This window comes from Actinomadura napierensis (genome assembly GCF_039529375.1).
Taxonomy (GTDB): domain Bacteria; phylum Actinomycetota; class Actinomycetes; order Streptosporangiales; family Streptosporangiaceae; genus Spirillospora; species Spirillospora napierensis.
On record NZ_BAAAMR010000157.1, the window covers coordinates 1 to 17076 of the forward strand.

17 protein-coding genes, 1 rRNA gene and 1 pseudogene are annotated in these 17076 nt (G+C 74.4%); 13 read left to right on the forward strand and 6 right to left on the reverse strand.

The genetic code is table 11. The annotated features are described in order from the left end of the window. A 5S ribosomal RNA gene (gene rrf, locus ABD296_RS45220) occupies nt 1-87 on the forward strand; the annotation flags it as partial. A 99-nt stretch (nt 88-186) separates the two neighbouring features. On the opposite strand, the gene ABD296_RS45225 is transcribed toward rrf, so the two are convergent. Beyond that, nucleotides 187-2025 carry a hypothetical protein gene (locus ABD296_RS45225; protein WP_344283203.1) on the reverse strand — a complete coding sequence of 613 codons (1839 nt, stop codon included), beginning with the start codon at nt 2023-2025 and terminating at the stop codon, nt 187-189. Here ABD296_RS45225 and ABD296_RS45230 point away from each other — a divergent pair. Beyond that, complete coding sequence (locus tag ABD296_RS45230; RefSeq protein WP_344283206.1) at nt 1978-2964, forward strand: tetratricopeptide repeat protein; 987 nt, start codon at nt 1978-1980, stop codon at nt 2962-2964. The genes ABD296_RS45225 and ABD296_RS45230 overlap by 48 nt on opposite strands. Before the next feature lie 133 nt (nt 2965-3097). Next, complete coding sequence (locus ABD296_RS45235) at nt 3098-3898, forward strand: SAM-dependent methyltransferase (protein WP_344283209.1); 801 nt, start codon at nt 3098-3100, stop codon at nt 3896-3898. 33 nt (nt 3899-3931) lie between these two features. On the opposite strand, the gene ABD296_RS45240 is transcribed toward ABD296_RS45235, so the two are convergent. Further along, nucleotides 3932-4762, reverse strand: coding sequence for an alpha/beta fold hydrolase (locus ABD296_RS45240; protein WP_344283212.1), 831 nt, complete (start codon nt 4760-4762; stop codon nt 3932-3934). A 54-nt stretch (nt 4763-4816) separates the two neighbouring features. On the opposite strand from ABD296_RS45240, the gene ABD296_RS45245 reads away from it, so the two are divergent. After that, a complete protein-coding gene (locus tag ABD296_RS45245; protein WP_344283215.1) occupies nt 4817-5443 on the forward strand; it encodes a TetR/AcrR family transcriptional regulator in 627 nt (208 codons plus the stop codon). Nucleotides 5444-5509: 66 nt separating this feature from the next. On the opposite strand, the gene ABD296_RS45250 is transcribed toward ABD296_RS45245, so the two are convergent. The 3 genes from ABD296_RS45250 to ABD296_RS45260 are packed head-to-tail and all read right to left on the reverse strand — an operon-like array spanning nt 5510 to nt 8249. Then, nucleotides 5510-6445 carry an MBL fold metallo-hydrolase gene (locus ABD296_RS45250; RefSeq protein ID WP_344283218.1) on the reverse strand — a complete coding sequence of 312 codons (936 nt, stop codon included), beginning with the start codon at nt 6443-6445 and terminating at the stop codon, nt 5510-5512. A 56-nt stretch (nt 6446-6501) separates the two neighbouring features. Next, a complete protein-coding gene (locus ABD296_RS45255; RefSeq protein WP_344283221.1) occupies nt 6502-6909 on the reverse strand; it encodes an NUDIX hydrolase in 408 nt (135 codons plus the stop codon). After that, nucleotides 6906-8249, reverse strand: coding sequence for a DUF1015 domain-containing protein (locus ABD296_RS45260; protein WP_344283223.1), 1344 nt, complete (start codon nt 8247-8249; stop codon nt 6906-6908). Before ABD296_RS45260 ends, ABD296_RS45255 begins: the two co-directional genes overlap by 4 nt. Nucleotides 8250-8321: 72 nt before the next feature. Here ABD296_RS45260 and ABD296_RS45265 point away from each other — a divergent pair, with 72 nt between their 5' ends. Next, nucleotides 8322-8765: a tetratricopeptide repeat protein gene (locus ABD296_RS45265; RefSeq protein ID WP_344283226.1), complete on the forward strand. Its 444-nt coding sequence runs from the start codon at nt 8322-8324 to the stop codon at nt 8763-8765. Nucleotides 8766-8838: 73 nt separating this feature from the next. After that, nucleotides 8839-9852, forward strand: a complete 1014-nt coding sequence (locus ABD296_RS45270) for an HAD-IIA family hydrolase (RefSeq protein ID WP_344283229.1) — start codon at nt 8839-8841, stop codon at nt 9850-9852. Nucleotides 9853-9877: 25 nt separating this feature from the next. Here ABD296_RS45270 and ABD296_RS45275 read toward each other — a convergent pair whose 3' ends face one another. Then, nucleotides 9878-10219, reverse strand: coding sequence for an SCP2 sterol-binding domain-containing protein (locus ABD296_RS45275; RefSeq protein WP_344283232.1), 342 nt, complete (start codon nt 10217-10219; stop codon nt 9878-9880). A gap of 113 nt (nt 10220-10332) precedes the next feature. On the opposite strand from ABD296_RS45275, the gene ABD296_RS45280 reads away from it, so the two are divergent. The 7 genes and pseudogenes from ABD296_RS45280 to ABD296_RS45310 all read left to right on the forward strand — a co-directional run. Next, on the forward strand, nt 10333-10695 hold the full coding sequence (locus tag ABD296_RS45280; protein ID WP_344283235.1) for a hypothetical protein: 363 nt from the start codon (nt 10333-10335) through the stop codon (nt 10693-10695). Between the two features lie 91 nt (nt 10696-10786). Then, nucleotides 10787-11584, forward strand: a complete 798-nt coding sequence (locus tag ABD296_RS45285; protein ID WP_344283238.1) for a TlyA family RNA methyltransferase — start codon at nt 10787-10789, stop codon at nt 11582-11584. 145 nt (nt 11585-11729) lie between these two features. Beyond that, on the forward strand, nt 11730-12749 hold the full coding sequence (locus ABD296_RS45290; RefSeq protein WP_344283241.1) for an NAD kinase: 1020 nt from the start codon (nt 11730-11732) through the stop codon (nt 12747-12749). Between the two features lie 67 nt (nt 12750-12816). Next, a complete protein-coding gene (gene recN, locus ABD296_RS45295) occupies nt 12817-14523 on the forward strand; it encodes a DNA repair protein RecN (protein ID WP_344283249.1) in 1707 nt (568 codons plus the stop codon). 115 nt (nt 14524-14638) lie between these two features. After that, entirely contained in the window at nt 14639-15883 is a 1245-nt protein-coding gene (gene steA / locus ABD296_RS45300) for a putative cytokinetic ring protein SteA (protein ID WP_344283243.1), read from the forward strand. Continuing rightward, on the forward strand, nt 15880-16836 hold the full coding sequence (locus tag ABD296_RS45305; RefSeq protein WP_344283246.1) for a copper transporter: 957 nt from the start codon (nt 15880-15882) through the stop codon (nt 16834-16836). The genes steA and ABD296_RS45305 overlap by 4 nt, the downstream gene beginning before the upstream one ends. Before the next feature lie 4 nt (nt 16837-16840). After that, nucleotides 16841-17076 (forward strand): annotated as a pseudogene (locus ABD296_RS45310) (hypothetical protein); the annotation flags it as partial.

Here is a 17076-nt window from a genome sequence, read left to right on the forward strand (position 1 = left end):
GGTCCCATTCCGAACCCGGAAGTTAAGCCCTTCAGCGCCGATGGTACTGCATGGGAGACTGTGTGGGAGAGTAGGACGCCGCCGGACTCATATTAGTCGAGGGTCGCCCTCCGATTTTTCGGGGGCGGCCCTCGACGCATGTCATGGACCTGCCAAAGTAGGCTGCAGGAGTCCACGGAACCACCATCAAGAACAGTGACGGACGTGATGAGCGCGGAAGAGGACGGCCGCAGCGACGAGAACCGCGAGCGGCGAGGGAAGAACGGCGGGCGGGGTACGCCCGGCCCTCGTGGGGGTGCCGGCGGTTCCGGTGCGCGCGGAAGCGGTGGTCCTCGTGGATCCGCGCCCCGCAAGGGCGGTCCCAAGGGTGGACGTCCGAGCACCGGTGGCGGCAGGAACGATCGCGACGGTCGGGGCCGGCGCGACGACCGGCCGGCCAACCGCCCGTTCCAGGGGAAAGACGACCGTCGCGGAGGCGAAGGCAACGCCCGCGATCGGCGTGATGACCGGTTCGGCGGTGGACGCGGCGGCGAGCGTGGAGAGGGACGTTTCAGCGGCCCTCGCGGCGGCTCCGGTGGCGAGCGCCGGTCCGGCGGTCCGCGTGCCGAGGGACGCTTCGGCGGCCCGCGCGGAGGCAGGCCGGGCGAAGGCCGTGGCGGGGGTCCTCGCGGACCTCGTGCCGGCCAGGGCACCGGTGGCGGCCAAGGGCCGCGCGGCGAGGGACGCTTTGGTGGTCCGCGTACTGGTGGCCAGGGGCCACGCGGCGAAGGTCGTGAGGGCCGTTTCGGTGGTTCGCAGGGTGGTCGCCGGGACGAGCGGTCCGGTGGGCCGCGCAGCGGTGGCCAAGGGCCGCGCGGCGAAGGCCGTGAGGCGCGCTTCGGTGGCCCGCGCGGTGAGGGCGGCTTCGGCGGTCCGCGTGGCGGTCAGGGCCCGCGCGGTGAAGGTCGCGATAGCCGTTTCGGTGGTTCGCAAGGCGGACGCCGGGACGAGCGGTCCGGTGGGCCGCGCAGCGGTGGCCAAGGGCCGCGCGGCGAAAGCCGTGAGGGGCGCTTCGGCGGTCAGCGCGGCGAGCGCCATGAGGGCGGCTTCGGCGGTCCGCGTGGTAGCGGCCAGGGCCCGCGGGGCGAAGGCCGTGGGAGCCGTTTCGGTGGTTCGCAGGGTGGTCGCCGGGACGAGCGGTCTGGTGGGCCGCGTGATGGTGGTCAGGGGCCGCGCGGCGAAGGCCGTGAGGGGCGCTTCGGTGGTCCGCGCCGTGAGGGCGGCTTCGGCGGTGCGCGTGGCGGTCAGGGCCCGCGCAGTGAGGGTCGCGATAGCCGTTTTGGTGGTTCGCAGGGCGGGCGTCGGGACGAGCGGTCCGGTGGGCCGCGTAGTGGCGGCCAAGGGCCGCGTGGCGAGGGGCGCGAAGCGCGCTTCGATGGTCCGCGTCGGGAAAGCCGTGAAGGTGGCTTCGGTGGCCCGCGTGGTGAAGGCCGTGAGGCGCGATTCGATGGTCCGCGCGGCGAGCGCCGTGAGGGTGGCTTCGGTGGCCCGCGTGGCGGTCAGGGGCCGCGTGGCGAGGGTCGTGAAGGGCGCTCCGGTGGTCCCCGTGGGGAGCGCCGTGAGGGTGGTTTCGGTGGCGGACGTGGTCCGCGCGGCGAGGGGCGCCCTGGTGGGCCGCGCGGAGGTCGGCCCGGTGGCGGGCAGGGCGAGCGGAGGTTCCAGGACCGCGACCAGCGTGGCGGCCGTCCTGGTGGAGCCCGGCCGGAGCGGTCCGGGCCGCGTCGGTTCGAGGGCGATCGCGATCGGCCCCGGGGAAACCGTGACGGCGCGTTCGGGGGCAGGCGACCCGAGGCGGCCGAGCGCGAGCGTCCCGCTCCCAAGCACGACGACCCGCTGCTGCCCGACGACGTCACCGGCGAGGAACTGGACGTCGATGCGCGCGCCGAACTGCGGACGCTGCCGAAGGACCTGGCGACGCGGGTGGCGCGCCATCTGGTGATGGCCGGACGGCTTGCCGAGGACGAGCCGGAGCAGGCGTATGGGCACGCCCGTGCCGCGCGCCGCCTGGCGTCCCGCGTCGGCATCGTCCGGGAGGCCGCCGGCATCGCCGCGTACCAGACGGGCGACTGGGCCGAGGCGCTCGCCGAACTGCGCGCGGCGCGCAGGCTCGGCGCGGGCGATGACTCGTACCTGCCCGTCATGGCCGACTGCGAGCGCGGGCTCGGCCGTCCCGAACGCGCCCTCGACGTGATCAAGTCGCCGGAGGCGGATCGGCTCGACCCGATGGGGCTGGTGGAGCTGCGCATCGTCGAGTCGGGCGTGCGCCGCGACCTCGGCCAGTACGACGCGGCCGTGGTGACGCTACAGATCCCCGAGCTCCGCGATCGGCGCCTGAAGCCGTGGTCGGCGCGGCTGTTCTACGCCTACGCGGACGCGCTCGTGGAGGCCGGCCGCGAGAGCGAGGCGTCCGACTGGTTCGCGCGCGCCGCCGCCGCCGACCGCGACGGCGAGACCGACGCCGCCGAACGGTACGCGGAACTCGAAGGTCTCCACATCCTCGACACCGAGGAGGGCGACGAGGACGCTACCGAGGACGCCGCCGAGGACGCCGCGCCTGAGGAGGCGGAGGAGTCCGCGGTGGACGGTGAGCTGGTCGGTGATGGCGTGCCGGTATCTGAGGAGCCGGTCGTGGAGGTGCCTGCGGACGAGATCGTGGACGAGCCCGGAGCGCTGGACGAGCCGCTGGACGAGCCGCTGGACGAGCCCCTGGACGAGCCGGACGTGCCGGACGTGCCGGAGATCGTTACCGCTACGGACATTCAGTTCAAGCCCGCGGATCCGGAGATCCTGGAGCCGTCGCCCGAGCAGGCTCCCGAGGCTCCTGCGGTGTTCCTAGAGCCGAAGACCGTCGGGCCCGAGCATCCCGTCGAGCCCGGGCGTCCCGTGGGGGAGCAGGACGACGAGGAGCCACCGACAGGCGAGTGACCTCCCGCGTTGGGTTTCCGGACCGACCGGCGTAGTCCGTTCGGAAACCCAACGCGCGGGTGCTTGTAGCCGGAACCGGCCGAAATGCCGGAAAAACGATCTTCCTCCGGGGTGCGCGGTTAGGCTCTGCCGCATGACCGGCGAGGAAGAGATCGCGCCCCAGGGGATCGACGTCGCGACCCCGCACATCGCGCGGATCTACGACTATTGGCTCGGCGGCAAGGACAACTTCGCCTCCGACTGGGCGGCCGCGGAGCAGGTGATGCTCACGACGCCGACGATCAAGCCGGGCGTCACCGCGAACCGGGCCTTTCTGAGCCGGGCCGTCCGGCACATGGTCGGGGAAGGCGTCACCCAGTTCCTCGACATCGGCACGGGCATCCCCACCGCGAACAACACGCACATGGTGGCGCAGGACGCCGATCCCGAGAGCCGGGTCGTCTACGTCGACAACGACCCGATCGTGCTCACCCACGCGCGGGCCCTGCTGGCCGGTGTCACCGCGCCCACGTCGTTCGTGGACGCCGACCTGCGCGACATCGGCCGGATCCTGGAGGAGGCCGCGCGCCTGCTCGACTTCGGCCGCCCCGTCGGGCTGCTGCTGATCGCGGTATTGCACTGCGTCCCGGACGACGAGGACCCGCGCGGCATCGTCCGCACGCTCCTGGACGCCCTGGCGCCCGGCAGCTTCCTCGCCATCACCCATCCCGGCATCGACCAGCTGCCCGAGCAGATGGCGGCCGCGGAGGACGCCCTCACCAAGGCGATGGGCTTCCGGGTCACCTTCCGCACCCGTGAGGGGGGCAGCGCGTTCTTCTCGGGACTCGACCTTCTCGACCCGGGCGTCGTGCCGCTCCAGGACTGGCGTCCGGACCCGGACGCGCTCCCGACCGCCACGACCGGCATGTGGGGCGGCGTCGCGCGCAAGCCGTGACCCGACCGCAGGGCGCCGGCAGAGAGGCCCGCGTTACCGGGTGAGGAACTCGCCGATCTCGCGCGCCACGGCCTCCGGCTCGTCGAGCATCGACAGCACGTAGGCGCCGGGAATCTCGGCGTACCGGCCGGCGGGCAGCAGGTCGGCCAGGCGGCGGCCGTGCTCGGGCGGCATCACCTGGTTGTCGGGCGACCACAGGACGAGGGCCGGGCCGGTGAACCCGCGCAGCGCCTCGGTGTCCCGGACGAGCTCAGACTCGACGAACCGGCTGCGACAGTAGGCGACCAAGTCGCGGTGAACACCGGCGTTCCGCAGCAGCGGCTCCGTCCAGCGCCGGACGAGGTGGTCCGGCAGCGGCCGCCGGGCCATCCGCCCGAACAGAAGAGGGAGCCGCCGCAGCCAGCCGATGCGCAGCTGGCGGGCGGCGAGCCGGAGCCCGCCGGGCGTCCGGGCGGCGATGGAGACCATCCTGCCGGGCAGGCCGGGCGGGAAGTTGCCGAACGCCTCGCACGGCAGGATCACCAGCCGGGACACCCGCCGGTCCAGCCCGTGGGCGGTGAGGAACAGGGCCCCGCCCCAGTCGGAGTGGACGAGCGTGACGCCGTCCAGGGCGAGGGCGTCGAGGAAGCCGGCGACGATGCGGACCTGCCCGCGCAGGGACAGGTCCGTGCCCGGGTTCATCGGCCGGCGATGCGCGCCGAGCGGCAGGACGGGCCGCAGGTAGGTGAAGCCCTCCGGCAGGAGAGGCAGGACGCGGTCCCAGAGGGTGTGGTCCATCAGCAGGCCGTGCAGCAGCACGACCGGAGGCCCGGAGCCCGTCTCCTCGTACTCGATGATCCCGCCGGGCACCTGGACGTGCTTCATCCGGACCTCCCGCTAGAACGACCTCTCTAGAGAGACCGTTCTATCATGGCGGGCATGCGCACCGAAGAGCGGATCACGCTGGCGATGGCGGAGCTGCTGCGGAAGCAGGGGTACGCGGCGACGGGCGTCAACCAGCTCGCCCGCGCGGCGGACGCGCCCACCGGATCCATCTACCACCACTTCAAGGGCGGCAAGCGGGACGTCGCGGCGGCGGCGCTGCGCAGTTCCGGCGCCGCCTACATCCAGTTGCTGCCGCTGCTCCTCGACCCCCATGACGACCTCGTGACCGGTATCGAGGCGGCCTTCGCCGCCGCGGCCGACGACATGCGCGACACCGGCTGGGCGAACATGTGTCCTGTCGGCACCGTGACGGGCGAGGTCGCCGACACCGAGCCGCTCCTGCGGGAGGTGGCCGGCGAGGTGATGGGCGGCTGGGTCGAGGAGGGCACCCGCTATCTGGCCGGGCGCGGGCTGCCCGAGCCTGCCGCGCGCAGCGCCATGTACGCGCTGCTGACCGCGCTCGAAGGCGCGTTCATCCTCGCGCGCGGCCTGCGGTCGACGGACCCGTTCGCAGCAGCCGGCCGCTCGGTCGCCGCCTACGTCGCCTCGCTCGTCGAGCAGGCCGCGGACGCTCCGCACGCCGAAGCCGCCCCCTCGGCACCGGGGACTGCTCCAGCCTGACCAGCGCGCGCTCGACGGATGAACGTGAAGTCCTTGGGCGAGAAGAAGATCACGCGCCACTTACCGTCACGCGTGGCGGTCCAAGGCGTGCATGATGCCTGCGACGTTGTTGGCGGGGCTGTTCAGCACGTCGTACTTGGCGGCGAGTTCGGGGTCGATGTCGGCGTTGTTGATGGCGTAGCGGTCCTTGGTGCGCTCCACCACCATCGCGACCGCGTGGTCGAGTTCGAGGCCCTGGTCCTTGGCGGCGCGGACGGCGTCGACCCACACGCGCAGCTCCTCCGCGGAGCGTTCCAGCGTGGCGTCGACCTCGGTCACGGGGCCGTAGTGCGCGAACAGCAGCCGCTGCGGCCCGAGGTCGCGGAACTTGCCGAGCGACGCCAGCGCCGTGTCGAGGTCGAAGTCGGGCGGCGGGGTGGCGGGCCGGACGTCGGCGGTCTCGGGGATGTAGATGCCGGCGGCGTCGCCCACGTACAGGTCGCCGGTGCCGGAGTCGACCAGGCCGACGTGGTGCTTGGCGTGGCCGGGGGAGTAGTGCGACTCCAGCCGGCGGCCGCAGCCGAGGTCGATGACGCCGGTGTCCTCGACGGCGCGGATGCGCGCGGCGTCGGTCGGCTTCAGCTCGCCGAACAGGGTGTCGAGGGCGTCGCCCCACACCATGCGGGCGCTGCGCATGAGGCGGGACGGGTCGGCGAGGTGCCGGGCGCCCTTCTCGTGCACGACGATCTCGGCCTGCGGGTACAAGCCGGCGATGTCGCCCACGCCGCCCGCGTGGTCCAGGTGGATATGGGTGACCACCACGCTCGCGAGGTCGTCCGCGCCGACGCCGAGTTCGGTCAGCGCCCGCCGCACGACGGGCGCCGAGCCGGCGGTGCCCGGTTCGATCAGGCACGGCCGGTCGGAGCGGATCAGGTACGCGGCGGTGATGCCCGAGTGCCCCGCCAGCATGGTGTCGATCTCGTAGACGTCTCCGCCGAGCGGCGTGATGTTGGAGGAGTCCATGGGCAGATCATCGCCCCCGGCGGCCCGGCCCGGCCAGCCGGGGCGGCGGGGACGGGTCAGCGCAGGCGGCCGGCGGCGTGCAGGTCGTCGAAGATCAGCTGGTCGACGGGCGACACCCGGTCGCGGTCGGCGTACCCGAGCCAGACGACCTCCTCGATCTCGCTGCTGGCCGCCAGAGTGCCGGTGTACTCGGCGGTGTAGCAGGTCATCCGGACGGTGACGCCGCTCGCGTGCCCGTGCGCCTGCGCCTCCCAGGTGCCGAGGTGGGCGACCGTGTCCGGCAGGACGTCGACGGTCAGCTCCTCCTTGATCTCGCGGGCGAGGGTCTGCGCGTCGGACTCGCCGGGCTCGCGCTTGCCGCCGGGCAGGTAGTGGACGTCCTTGCCGCGCGAGCGCGTGCTGAGGACGCGGCCCTCGTCCAGCAGGATCCAGGCGATCTTGTCGATCGGGCGTCGGCCGGTCATCGCTCGCTTTCGGGGTCGAGGAGGCGCAGCACGAGGCCCGTGCGGGGCTTCGGGCCGAACGAGGTGGACTTGCGCGGCACCCGCTCGCCGCCGTTGGCGACGGCCAGGACGTCCTCGACCTTCAGCGGGTTGAGCACGACGGCGGTGCCGCCCGCGCGGCGGGCCCGGTCGAGCGCGGCGGACGGGTCGTCGTGCACGACCTCGATGGCGTTCTCGTTCTCGGGGACGTCCCACAGGCTCGCGATGAGGAGATGGTCGAGGATCGCGGTGTCCAGGCCGCGCCAGCGCGGCGAGTGCCCGGACGGCATCACGCGGGCGAGCGCGGCGGGGTCGGGCTCGGTGAGCAGATGCAGGCCTTCGCCGCCTCCCAGCAGGAACGCCGGGCCCCGCGCGTCACCCAGCGCCCGCACGGCCCGGCTCTCGTCCTCGAAGGCGGTGACGGTAAACGCCTTCCGCGCGCGCTCGACGGCGGCGGTCGGAGCCAGGCCCGGCAGGACGCGGTGGATCGCGCCGAGATGCGGCGGGAAGCGCGTGGAGTCGACGAGCAGCGCCATCCCCCGGTCCCACGGACCCGGGCCGTCCCCGGCGGCGTGGTGGCGCGCCTGCAGCGCGCGGTAGGTGGCGTAGCGGTGATGGCCGTCGGCGATCAGCGCCTGCTTGCCCAGCAGGTCGGCGGCAATGCGCGAGTGCAGGGCGGGGTCGGTGACGCGCCACAGCCGGTGCGTGAGGCCGTCGTCGGCGTGGAAGCCCAGCAGCGGCGCCTCCCGCACCGCGCCGTCGACGATCCTGGCCGCGTCGCCGCCGCCCTCATACACCAGGAAGATCGGTTCGAGGTTGGCGCGGGCCGCCGCCATCAGCGCGAGCCGGTCGCGGACCGGGCCGGGGAACACGTTCTCGTGCGGCAGCACGACCCGGTCGGCCTCCGCGCGCAGCCCGAGCGCGCCGATCAGGCCCCGCTGCAGGACGGTGCCGTCCTTGGCCGCCTCGTAGACGTACAGGGCCGGCTCGCGGTCGGTCGTGAGCACCCCCTCGGCGAGCCAGCGGCGCAGCGTCTCGCCCGCCTCCCGGTAGCTCTCCCCGGCGGCGCGCGGCATGTTCAGCCGGACGATGTTGTGCCCCCCGCCCGACAGCAGCCGGCCGACCTCCGCGTCGTCCACCAGGTCGTAGGGCGGCGTGGTGACCGCGGCCAGATCGCCCGCCACCTCGGGGACGAAGCGGACGCCCCGGAACGGCGCCAGCTCCAGCCCGCCGCCGGTCGCGGGCCCCGCGGACCCGAAGATCCGGGCGCTGAACTGTTCCGGTCCGAGCCCGGAGGGGAGGTCGTCGTCCACTGTGGGCATGGTAATCAGCGACGGGCCCCCGCGCGCCGGGCGGGTACCGTCGTGGCGATCGAGGTCCATTGGGAGGTCCACATGAGTGTTGAAGGACCGGGACGTCCGGACGATTCCCAGGGCGACGAACCGGGCGAGCATCCCGCCGCCCCGGGCGGCGGAGTGTACGAGTGGTACACGCGGGGGCTGGAGCTGCTCCGCTCCGGCAGCGCGGCGGCCGCCCTGCAGTTGCTGGCGCGGGCGGCGGAGGCCGAGCCGGGCTCGCACAGCATCCGGGAGGCGCTCGCCCGGGCGCAGTTCGGGGCGCGGCAGTTCGGCGCGGCGGCCGAGAGCTTCCAGAGCATCGTCGAGGAGGAGCCCGCGGAGGACTACGCGCGCTTCGGGTTAGGGTTGTCGCTCAGCCGGATGGGCGACTTCGAGGGCGCGGTCGAGCATCTCGCGCTCGCGGCGGCCATGCGTCCGGAGAACCAGGACTACGCGCGGGCGTTGCGGCACGCCCGAGCGACCCTCGCGTTCCGCAGGTGACCCGCCCCCGTTCGGCCCCCCGAAAGGCTTTGCCCCCGATGAGGCTGTGCCCCCCGATTTCGAGGAGCGTGCGATGAAGGGCAGTGACCGTCCCCTGAGCGAGGCGTACGACGTCGCCCTGCTGGACCTCGACGGCGTCGTGTACACCGGGCGGCGGCCCGTCCCCGCGGCGGCCGAATCGCTCGCCAAGGCCCGCGCGGCGGGGCAGCGGCTGGCGTTCGTGACCAACAACGCGTCGCGGACGCCGTCGGCGGTGGCCGCGCTCCTCAACGACGTCGGCGTGCCCGCGCGGGCCGTCGACGTGGTGACCTCCGCGCAGGCCGCCGCGCGGCTGCTGGCCGAGCGGCTGCCCGCCGGGTCAGAGGTGCTGGTGGTCGGCGGGATGGGGCTGCGGCACGCCCTGTACGCGCGGGGCCTGCGCCCGGTGTCGGTCGCGTCCGGGCGTCCCGCCGCCGTGGTGCAGGGCTACGACCCCCGGCTGTCGTACGGGGAGCTGTCGGAGGGCGCGCAGGCGGTCGCCATGGGCGCCCTCTTCGTCGGCTCCAACCGCGACCTGACGATCCCGGGCGGCGGCGGGCCGCTGCATCCCGGCAACGGCGCGCTGCTGCGCGTGATCAGCTCGTCCACCGGCGTCGAGCCGATCGTCACGGGCAAGCCCGAGCGGCCGCTGCACCGGGAGTCGATCATGCGGACGGGGGCGGAGCGGCCCCTGGTCGTCGGCGACCGGCTCGACACCGACATCGAGGGCGCCCACAACGGCGGCGCCGACAGCCTGCTCGTCTTCACCGGGGTGACCGACCACCTGCAGGCCCTCACCGCGCCCGCGAACCACCGCCCCACCTACCTGGCGCACGACCTGAACGGCCTGCTCGTCCCGCATCCCGAGGTGGCGCGGGACGGCGGCCGGTACTCCTGCGGCGGCTGGACGGTGCGCCGCGACGGCGACCGGTTCGAGATCACCGGCGGCGGCGAGCCCTACGACGGCCTGCGCGCCCTGGCGTCCGCCGTCTGGGAGGACGCGGCCCCGCCGGCGGCGGAGGCGCTCAGCGGCGCCCTGGACGCCCTGGGGCTGCCCCGCCTGCGCTGACGGGCGACGCCTTCCGCGCGGCTGCTCACAGCAGCCGGCGCAGCCGCAGCAGGTCGAAGATGCTCGCCTCGACCCGGAGGCGGCCGGCCGCCCATGCCGTGGCCGGGTTCAGCTCGTCGTGCGCCAGGGCGACGAGGTCGTCGCTGTCCACGGTGAGGCGGACCTGCGCGGCGGCGGGGTCGGCGGCGGGCTCGAACGGGTCCAGCCCGCCCACGTGCAGCCGGGTGCGGTAGGCCACCCCGAGGTCGGGGATGTGGCAGCTGATCGTGCGCTCGACGACGTGCTCGGCGAGCCGGTCGGCGTCCACCTCCGCCAGCCGCGCCGCGATGCGGTCGAGCGCCGTCCGGCAGTCGTCCTCGTTCGCCATGGTCAGGCAGTTCCCCGTTCGGTCGGCAAGGATGTCGTCCTGGGACGGTAGCGTTCGCGGTGGGGGTGCGGCGACTCGCCGCCCGCCCAGGGGAGTCCAGGGAGGTACACGTGATGTCCGACGAGCCCGCGGCGACGCCGGATCCGGCGTCGGTCCCGGCGTCGGTCCCGGCGTCGGTCCCGGCGCCCGTCCCGTTGGTCGGCGCCCGTCCCGGCGAGCGGCCGGATCTCCCGTCCGCGCCGCCGCCCGAGCCCACCGGCGACCCGCGGGTGGACGAGGTCGTCGCACGCCTCGGCGAGCTGGCCGGACGGCCCGTCCCCGAGCATGTGGAGATCTTCGAGGACGTCCACCAGCGGCTGCAGGACCTGCTGGCCGGGGCCGAACGCACGGACGGCCCGTCCGGCCCCTCCGGCCCGCCCGGGCCGCCGGCGCCGCGCCGCCCCGTCTTCCCCGACAGCCTGCGCCCCCGCCCGTGAGCCCACTACCGAGAAGCCCCCTGCGAGAGAGCACGCCGCGCTGCCCGGCCGGCGCCGGCGGTGGGCCGCGCCTGCCCTTGGGGGCGGGGCGATGAGGCGGCGGCTGGACGCCGAGCTGGTGCGGCGCAAGCTGGCCCGGTCGCGCGAGCACGCGAGCCAGCTGATCGCCGACGGGCGCGTCCGGGTCGGCGGGCAGCGGGCCGCCAAGCCGGCCACGCAGGTGGAGACGGGCGCGGCGATCGTCGTCGACGAGGCCGAGGCCGGCCCGGAGTACGTCTCGCGCGGCGGGCACAAGCTCGCCGGCGCGCTGAAGGCGTTCGAGGGCCTGGAGGCGAAGGGCCGCGTGTGCCTGGACGCGGGCGCCTCGACCGGAGGGTTCACCGACGTGCTGCTGCGCGCGGGCGCCGCGCACGTGTACGCGGTCGACGTCGGGTACGGGCAGATCGCATGGTCGCTGCGGACGGACGAGCGGGTGACGGTGATGGAGCGGGTCAACATCCGCGACCTGGAGCCCGGCATGCTCGGCGGCGCCCGGCCGGAGCTGGTGGTGGGCGACCTGTCGTTCATCTCGCTGAAGCTGGTCCTCGGCCCCATCCAGAGGTGCGCGGCCCCCAACGCCGACTACGCGCTCATGGTGAAGCCGCAGTTCGAGGTCGGCAAGGACAGGGTCGGCGCCGGCGGCGTCGTCCGCGAGCCGGAGCTGCGCGCCGAGGCGGTCCGCGGGGTCGCCGGGCACGCCGCGGCGATCGGGCTCGGAGTGCGCGGCGTGACCGCGAGCCCGCTGCCCGGGCCGTCGGGGAACGTGGAGTACTTCCTGTGGTTGCGCGCCGGCGCGCCGCCGCTGGACGACGCCGACCTGGAGAAGGCGATCGCGGAGGGCCCGCAGTGATCGCGCGGGCGGGCGCGGCCGTACAGAGGGCGTCCGGGAACACGGCCGCCCGGAAGAAGCCGTGCGCTCCGGGAACGTCCGCGCACCGGGCGTTCGTCGAGAGGACGTCGGTCCGCCGGGTCGGGCCGGGGAGTGGGGCGAGGGTATGAGCAAGAGGTCGGTGCTGGTCGTGGCGCACACCGGGCGGCCGGAGGCGGTCCGCAGCGCCCAGCTGGTCATCGAGCGGCTCAGCGCGGCCGGGATCTGCGTCCGGGTGCTGGACCGCGAGGCCGAGGACATCGGCTGCGCCGGCGTCGACGTGATGCCGAGCACCGCGGCCGCCGCCGAGGGCGCCGAGGTGGTGATGGTGCTCGGCGGCGACGGGACGCTGCTGCGCGCCGCCGACCTCACCCGCGCGTCCGGGACGGCGCTGCTCGGGGTGAACCTCGGGCACGTCGGGTTCCTCGCCGAGGCCGAGCGGGACGACCTCGCGGCCACCGTCGACCGGGTGGTGACCCGCCGCTACGACGTCGAGGAGCGGATGACGGTCGACGTCACCGTCCGCCGCAACGGCACCCTGATGGGAACGACGTGGGCGTTGAACGAGGCCAGCATCGAGAAGGCCGAGCGGGAGCGGATGCTGGAGGTGGTCGCCGAGATCGACGGGCGGCCGCTGTCGAACTGGGGCTGCGACGGCGTCGTGTGCGCCACGCCGACCGGGTCGACGGCCTACGCGTTCTCCGCCGGCGGGCCGGTCGTGTGGCCGGAGGTCGAGGCGATGCTGGTGGTGCCGATCAGCGCGCACTCGCTGTTCGCCCGCCCGCTGGTGGTGTCGCCGCGCTCGCTGGTGGCCGTGGAGGTGCTCGCGGACACGCCGCGCGCGGTGCTGTGGTGCGACGGGCAGCGGACGCTCGACCTGCCGCCCGGCGCGCGGGTCGAGGTGCGCCGCGGCGCCGAGCCGGTGCGGCTGGCCCGGCTGCACCTCACCCCGTTCACCGACCGGCTCGTCACCAAGTTCGGGCTTCCGGTGACGGGCTGGCGCGGCCGGGTCCGGCAGCCCGCGACGCCGTCCCCGGCCGAGGAGGCGCCGCAGGTCACCGGGGTCGAGACCATCGGAGGCGGCACCGGGACCGCGCCGCGGGCGGGCGATCCCGCCGACACCGGCGGAGGAGCATCGGGCGGGTAGAGGGGATAATCTCCACAGGCGCTGATCGGGGATCTGTTTGCGGAGGGTTGTGACGCTGGTGCGTCCGATGGTCGATGAGGTGCGGATCCAGGGCCTCGGTGTGATCGACGAGGCCGTGCTCGATCTGTCGCCGGGGTTCAACGTGGTGACCGGTGAGACCGGGGCCGGCAAGACCATGGTGGTGACCAGCCTGGGGCTGCTGTTCGGCGGCCGCGCCGACCCGCAGCGGGTCCGCCCGGGTGCGGGCCGCGCCACCGTGGAGGGCCGGATCGTGGTCGACCCGGGCGGCCGGGTCGTCGAGCGCGTCGAGGAGTCCGGCGGCGAGCTGGACGAGGGCGCGCTGATCGTGACCCGGTCGGTGTCGGCGGAGGGGCGCTCGCGGGCGTTCCTCGGCGGCCGCTCCGTCCCGGTGAGCGTGCTGATCAACCTCGCCGACGACCTGGTCGCCGTGCACGGGCAGTCCGACCAGCAGCGGCTGCTGCAGTCCGGGCGGCAGCGGGGCGCGCTGGACCGGTACGCGGGCGCCGCGCTCACCAAGCCGATGCGCGCCTACACCAAGGCCTACCAGCGGCACCGGCAGGTCAGCGCGCTGCTGGAGGAGCTGACCACGCGGTCGCGGGAGCGGGCGCAGGAGGCGGACGTGCTCCGCTTCGGCCTGGAGGAGATCGAGAAGATCGACCCCAAGGACGGCGAGGAGGCCGACCTCGCCGCCGAGGAGGAGCGGCTCGGGCACGCCGACGCGCTGCGCGCCGCCGCCGACGCCGCGCACGAGGCGCTTCTCGGCGACGCCGCCGACGCGCTGGAGGCCGCGAACGTGACGAGCCTGCTGGGCCGGGCCCGCAACGCGCTGGAGGCCGTCCGCGAGCACGACCCGGAGCTCGCGGGGCTCGCCGACCGGCTCGCCGAGGCCGGCTACCTCGTCTCCGACGTCGGCACCGACCTGGCGTCCTACGCCGAGTCCGTGGACGCCGACCCGGCGCGGCTCGCGGTCGTCCAGGAGCGGCGCGCCGAGCTGACCTCCCTGATCCGCAAGTACGGCGGCGAGGAGGGGACGGCCGCGGAGGTGCTGGAGTGGGCGCGCCGGTCGGCGGCGCGGCTCACCGAGCTGGACGGCGACGACGGCCGCATCGAGGAACTGCGCGCCGAGCACGCCGAGCTGGCCGAGCGGCTCGCCGCCGAGGCGACGGAGCTGAGCGCGGTCCGCACCCGCGCCGCCGAGCGGTTCTCCGAGGCCGTCACCGCGGAGCTGACCGCGCTGGCCATGCCGCACGCCCGGGTCGTGGTGACGGTCGCGCCGACCGGCGACTACGGCCCGCACGGCGTCGACGAGGTCGAGGTGCGGCTCGCCCCGCACCCCGGCGCGCCGCCGCTGCCGCTGCACAAGGGCGCCTCGGGCGGCGAGCTGTCCCGGGTGATGCTGGCGATCGAGGTGGTGTTCGCGGGCGCCGACCCCGTCCCCACGTTCGTGTTCGACGAGGTCGACGCGGGCGTCGGCGGCAAGGCGGCGGTGGAGATCGGCCGCCGGCTGGCGCGGCTGGCCCGCAACGCGCAGGTGATCGTCGTCACGCACCTGCCGCAGGTCGCCGCGTTCGCCGACCAGCACCTGCTGGTGGAGAAGTCCGACGACGGCACCGTGACCCGCAGCGGCGTCACCGCGCTGGACCGGGAGGGCCGGATCAGGGAGCTGTCCCGGATGCTCGCCGGGCTGGAGGACTCCGAGCTCGGCCGCGCGCACGCCGAGGAACTGCTGGCCATGGCCGCCGAGGAACGCTAGACGCGTCCGCGAACAGGGGGAACGGACAAGTGAACACGGTGGGCGACGGTGCGGACACGCCCCGTCGATCGTCCCTGCGGCTCTTTACTCCCGTGCTCTGGCAGGATGGCAGGCGATGAACGAACCGGCTCCCACCACCGAGCGGCGCGCCCGGCTGACGCAGCGGCTGACGCTGCCGCGCCGCGTGCTGGCGCTCGGCCGCGGCCGGGACGACGGCCGGCCGGGGGTCAGCGCGACCGTCCGGCTGGACCGCCGCACCAAGGACCTGACCAAGCGGCTGCAGCCCGGCGAGGTCGCCGTGATCGACCATGTCGACCTCGACCGGGTCAGCGCCGAGGCGCTGGTGGCGTGCCAGGTCGGCGCCGTGGTGAACGTCGCGCCGAGCATCTCCGGGCGGTACCCGAACCTCGGCCCGCAGATCCTGGTGGACGCCGGCGTCCCGCTCGTCGACGACGTCGGCCCGGAGATCTTCGGCAAGCTGCACGAGGGCGACCAGGTCCGGGTCGAGGGCCCGTCGGTCCACCTCGGCGAGGACGTCGTCGCCAAGGGCACCGAGCAGACCGCCGAGACCGTCGAGACGGCGCTCACCGAGGCCAAGGCGGGCCTGGCCAGCCAGCTCGAGGCGTTCGTCGCCAACACGATGGAGTACGTCAAGCGCGAGCGCGACCTGCTCATCGACGGCGTCGGCGTGCCCGACGTGGCCACGAAGATCAACGGCCGGCACGCGCTGATCGTCGTCCGCGGCTACCACTACCGCGAGGACATCGCGACCCTGCGGCCCTACATCCGCGAGTACCGTCCCATCCTGATCGGGGTGGACGGCGGCGCGGACGCGCTGCTGGAGGCCGGCTACCGCCCCGACATGATCGTCGGCGACATGGACTCGGTCTCCGACGACGCGCTGACCTGCGGCGCGGAGATCGTCGTGCACGCCTACCGGGACGGCCGGGCGCCCGGCCTGAAGCGGGTGCACGAGCTCGGCCAGGAGGCGGTGGTGTTCCCCGCCACCGCCACCAGCGAGGACATCGCGATGCTGCTCGCCGACGACAAGGGCGCGACCCTGATCGTCGCCGTCGGCACGCACGCCAACATGGTGGAGTTCCTCGACAAGGGCCGCGCCGGCATGGCCAGCACGTTCCTCACCCGGCTGCGGGTGGGCAGCAAGCTCGTCGACGCCAAGGGCGTCTCCCGGTTGTACCGCAGCCGGATCTCCACCTGGTCGCTGCTGTTCCTCGTCCTCGGCGCGTTCGTCGCCATCGTCACCGCCGTCGCCATGTCCCCGGCGGGGGACGTCATCAGTCCCCTGCTGGCCGACCGCTGGCACGCCTTCGTCTTCTGGCTGACCGGACTCTTCACGTGATCGATTTCCGCTATCACCTCGTCTCCATCGTCGCGATCTTCCTCGCGTTGGCGCTCGGCATCGTGCTGGGCTCCACCACCCTGTCGAACTCCGTCGGCGACACGCTGCGCAAGCAGGCCAGCTCGGCGGCCAAGAGCGCCCAGGAGGCCCGGGTCGCCCAGCGTCGGCTGCAGACCCAGCTGAAGGGGGAGGAGCAGTTCGGCCACGCGCTGTCGCCGCAGATCGTGGCGGACCGGCTCAAGGGCCAGTCCGTCCTCATGATCGAGACGCCGGGCGCCGGCAACGACGGCATCGACCAGGTCAGCGAGCTGGCCAAGGACGCGGGCGCCGCCGTCACCGGCCGGGTCACGATCCAGAACAAGCTGCTGGACGACGACCAGCAGAGCACGCTGGACGAGCTGGCCACCCAGCTGAAGAGCGACGGGGTGACGTTCCCGTCGGACGCGACCCCCTACGACAAGGCGGGCGCGGTGCTGGCCGACGCGCTGCTCACGAAGGACCCGGCCAAGGCCGGCCGCGAGGACGCCGCCGGCGGTGCGGTGCTCAGCGGCTTCAAGCAGGCGGGCTACATCACCACCAGCGGCAAGCCCGGCCAGCACGCCACCCTCGCCGTCATGGTCGCGCCGGCCAACCCGTACGGCTACGACGGCGGCGCCCAGGACAACAAGGCACTGATCTCGCTGGCCTCCGCACTCGACGGCGCCGGTCGCGGTACCGTCGTCGGTGGCCCGCTGACCTCCGCGCAGGAGGGCGGGCTGATCGCGGCGCTGCGTGACTCCGACGCCGGCGACTCGGTCTCCGCCGTCGACGCGGTGGACACCTCGTCCGGGCAGGTCGTGACGATCCTGGCGCTGCAGAACGAGCTGAACGGCAAGTCCGGGCAGTACGGGACGGGCGCCGGCGCGAGCGGCTACCTGCCCTCGCCCGCGCCCCAGGCGGGGAAGAGCGGGTGACCTGATGAACCGACGCATCGCCTCGGGTTCGGCGAGGGGCGCGCCGCTGCTGGCCGGGGCCGGCCTCGGCGCCGCCGCGGCGCTCGCCGCGTACGTCGCGCTGACGCGGCGTCCGCCGGGCCTCAACGGCCTGCCGGGCGAGGAGGTGTGGGACCGCACCAACCACCGCGGCGAGCCGGTCACGCTGCTGGAGGGCCCCGCGCTGGTCGCGGGCGCCGCGGCGGCCGGGCTGCTGGCCCC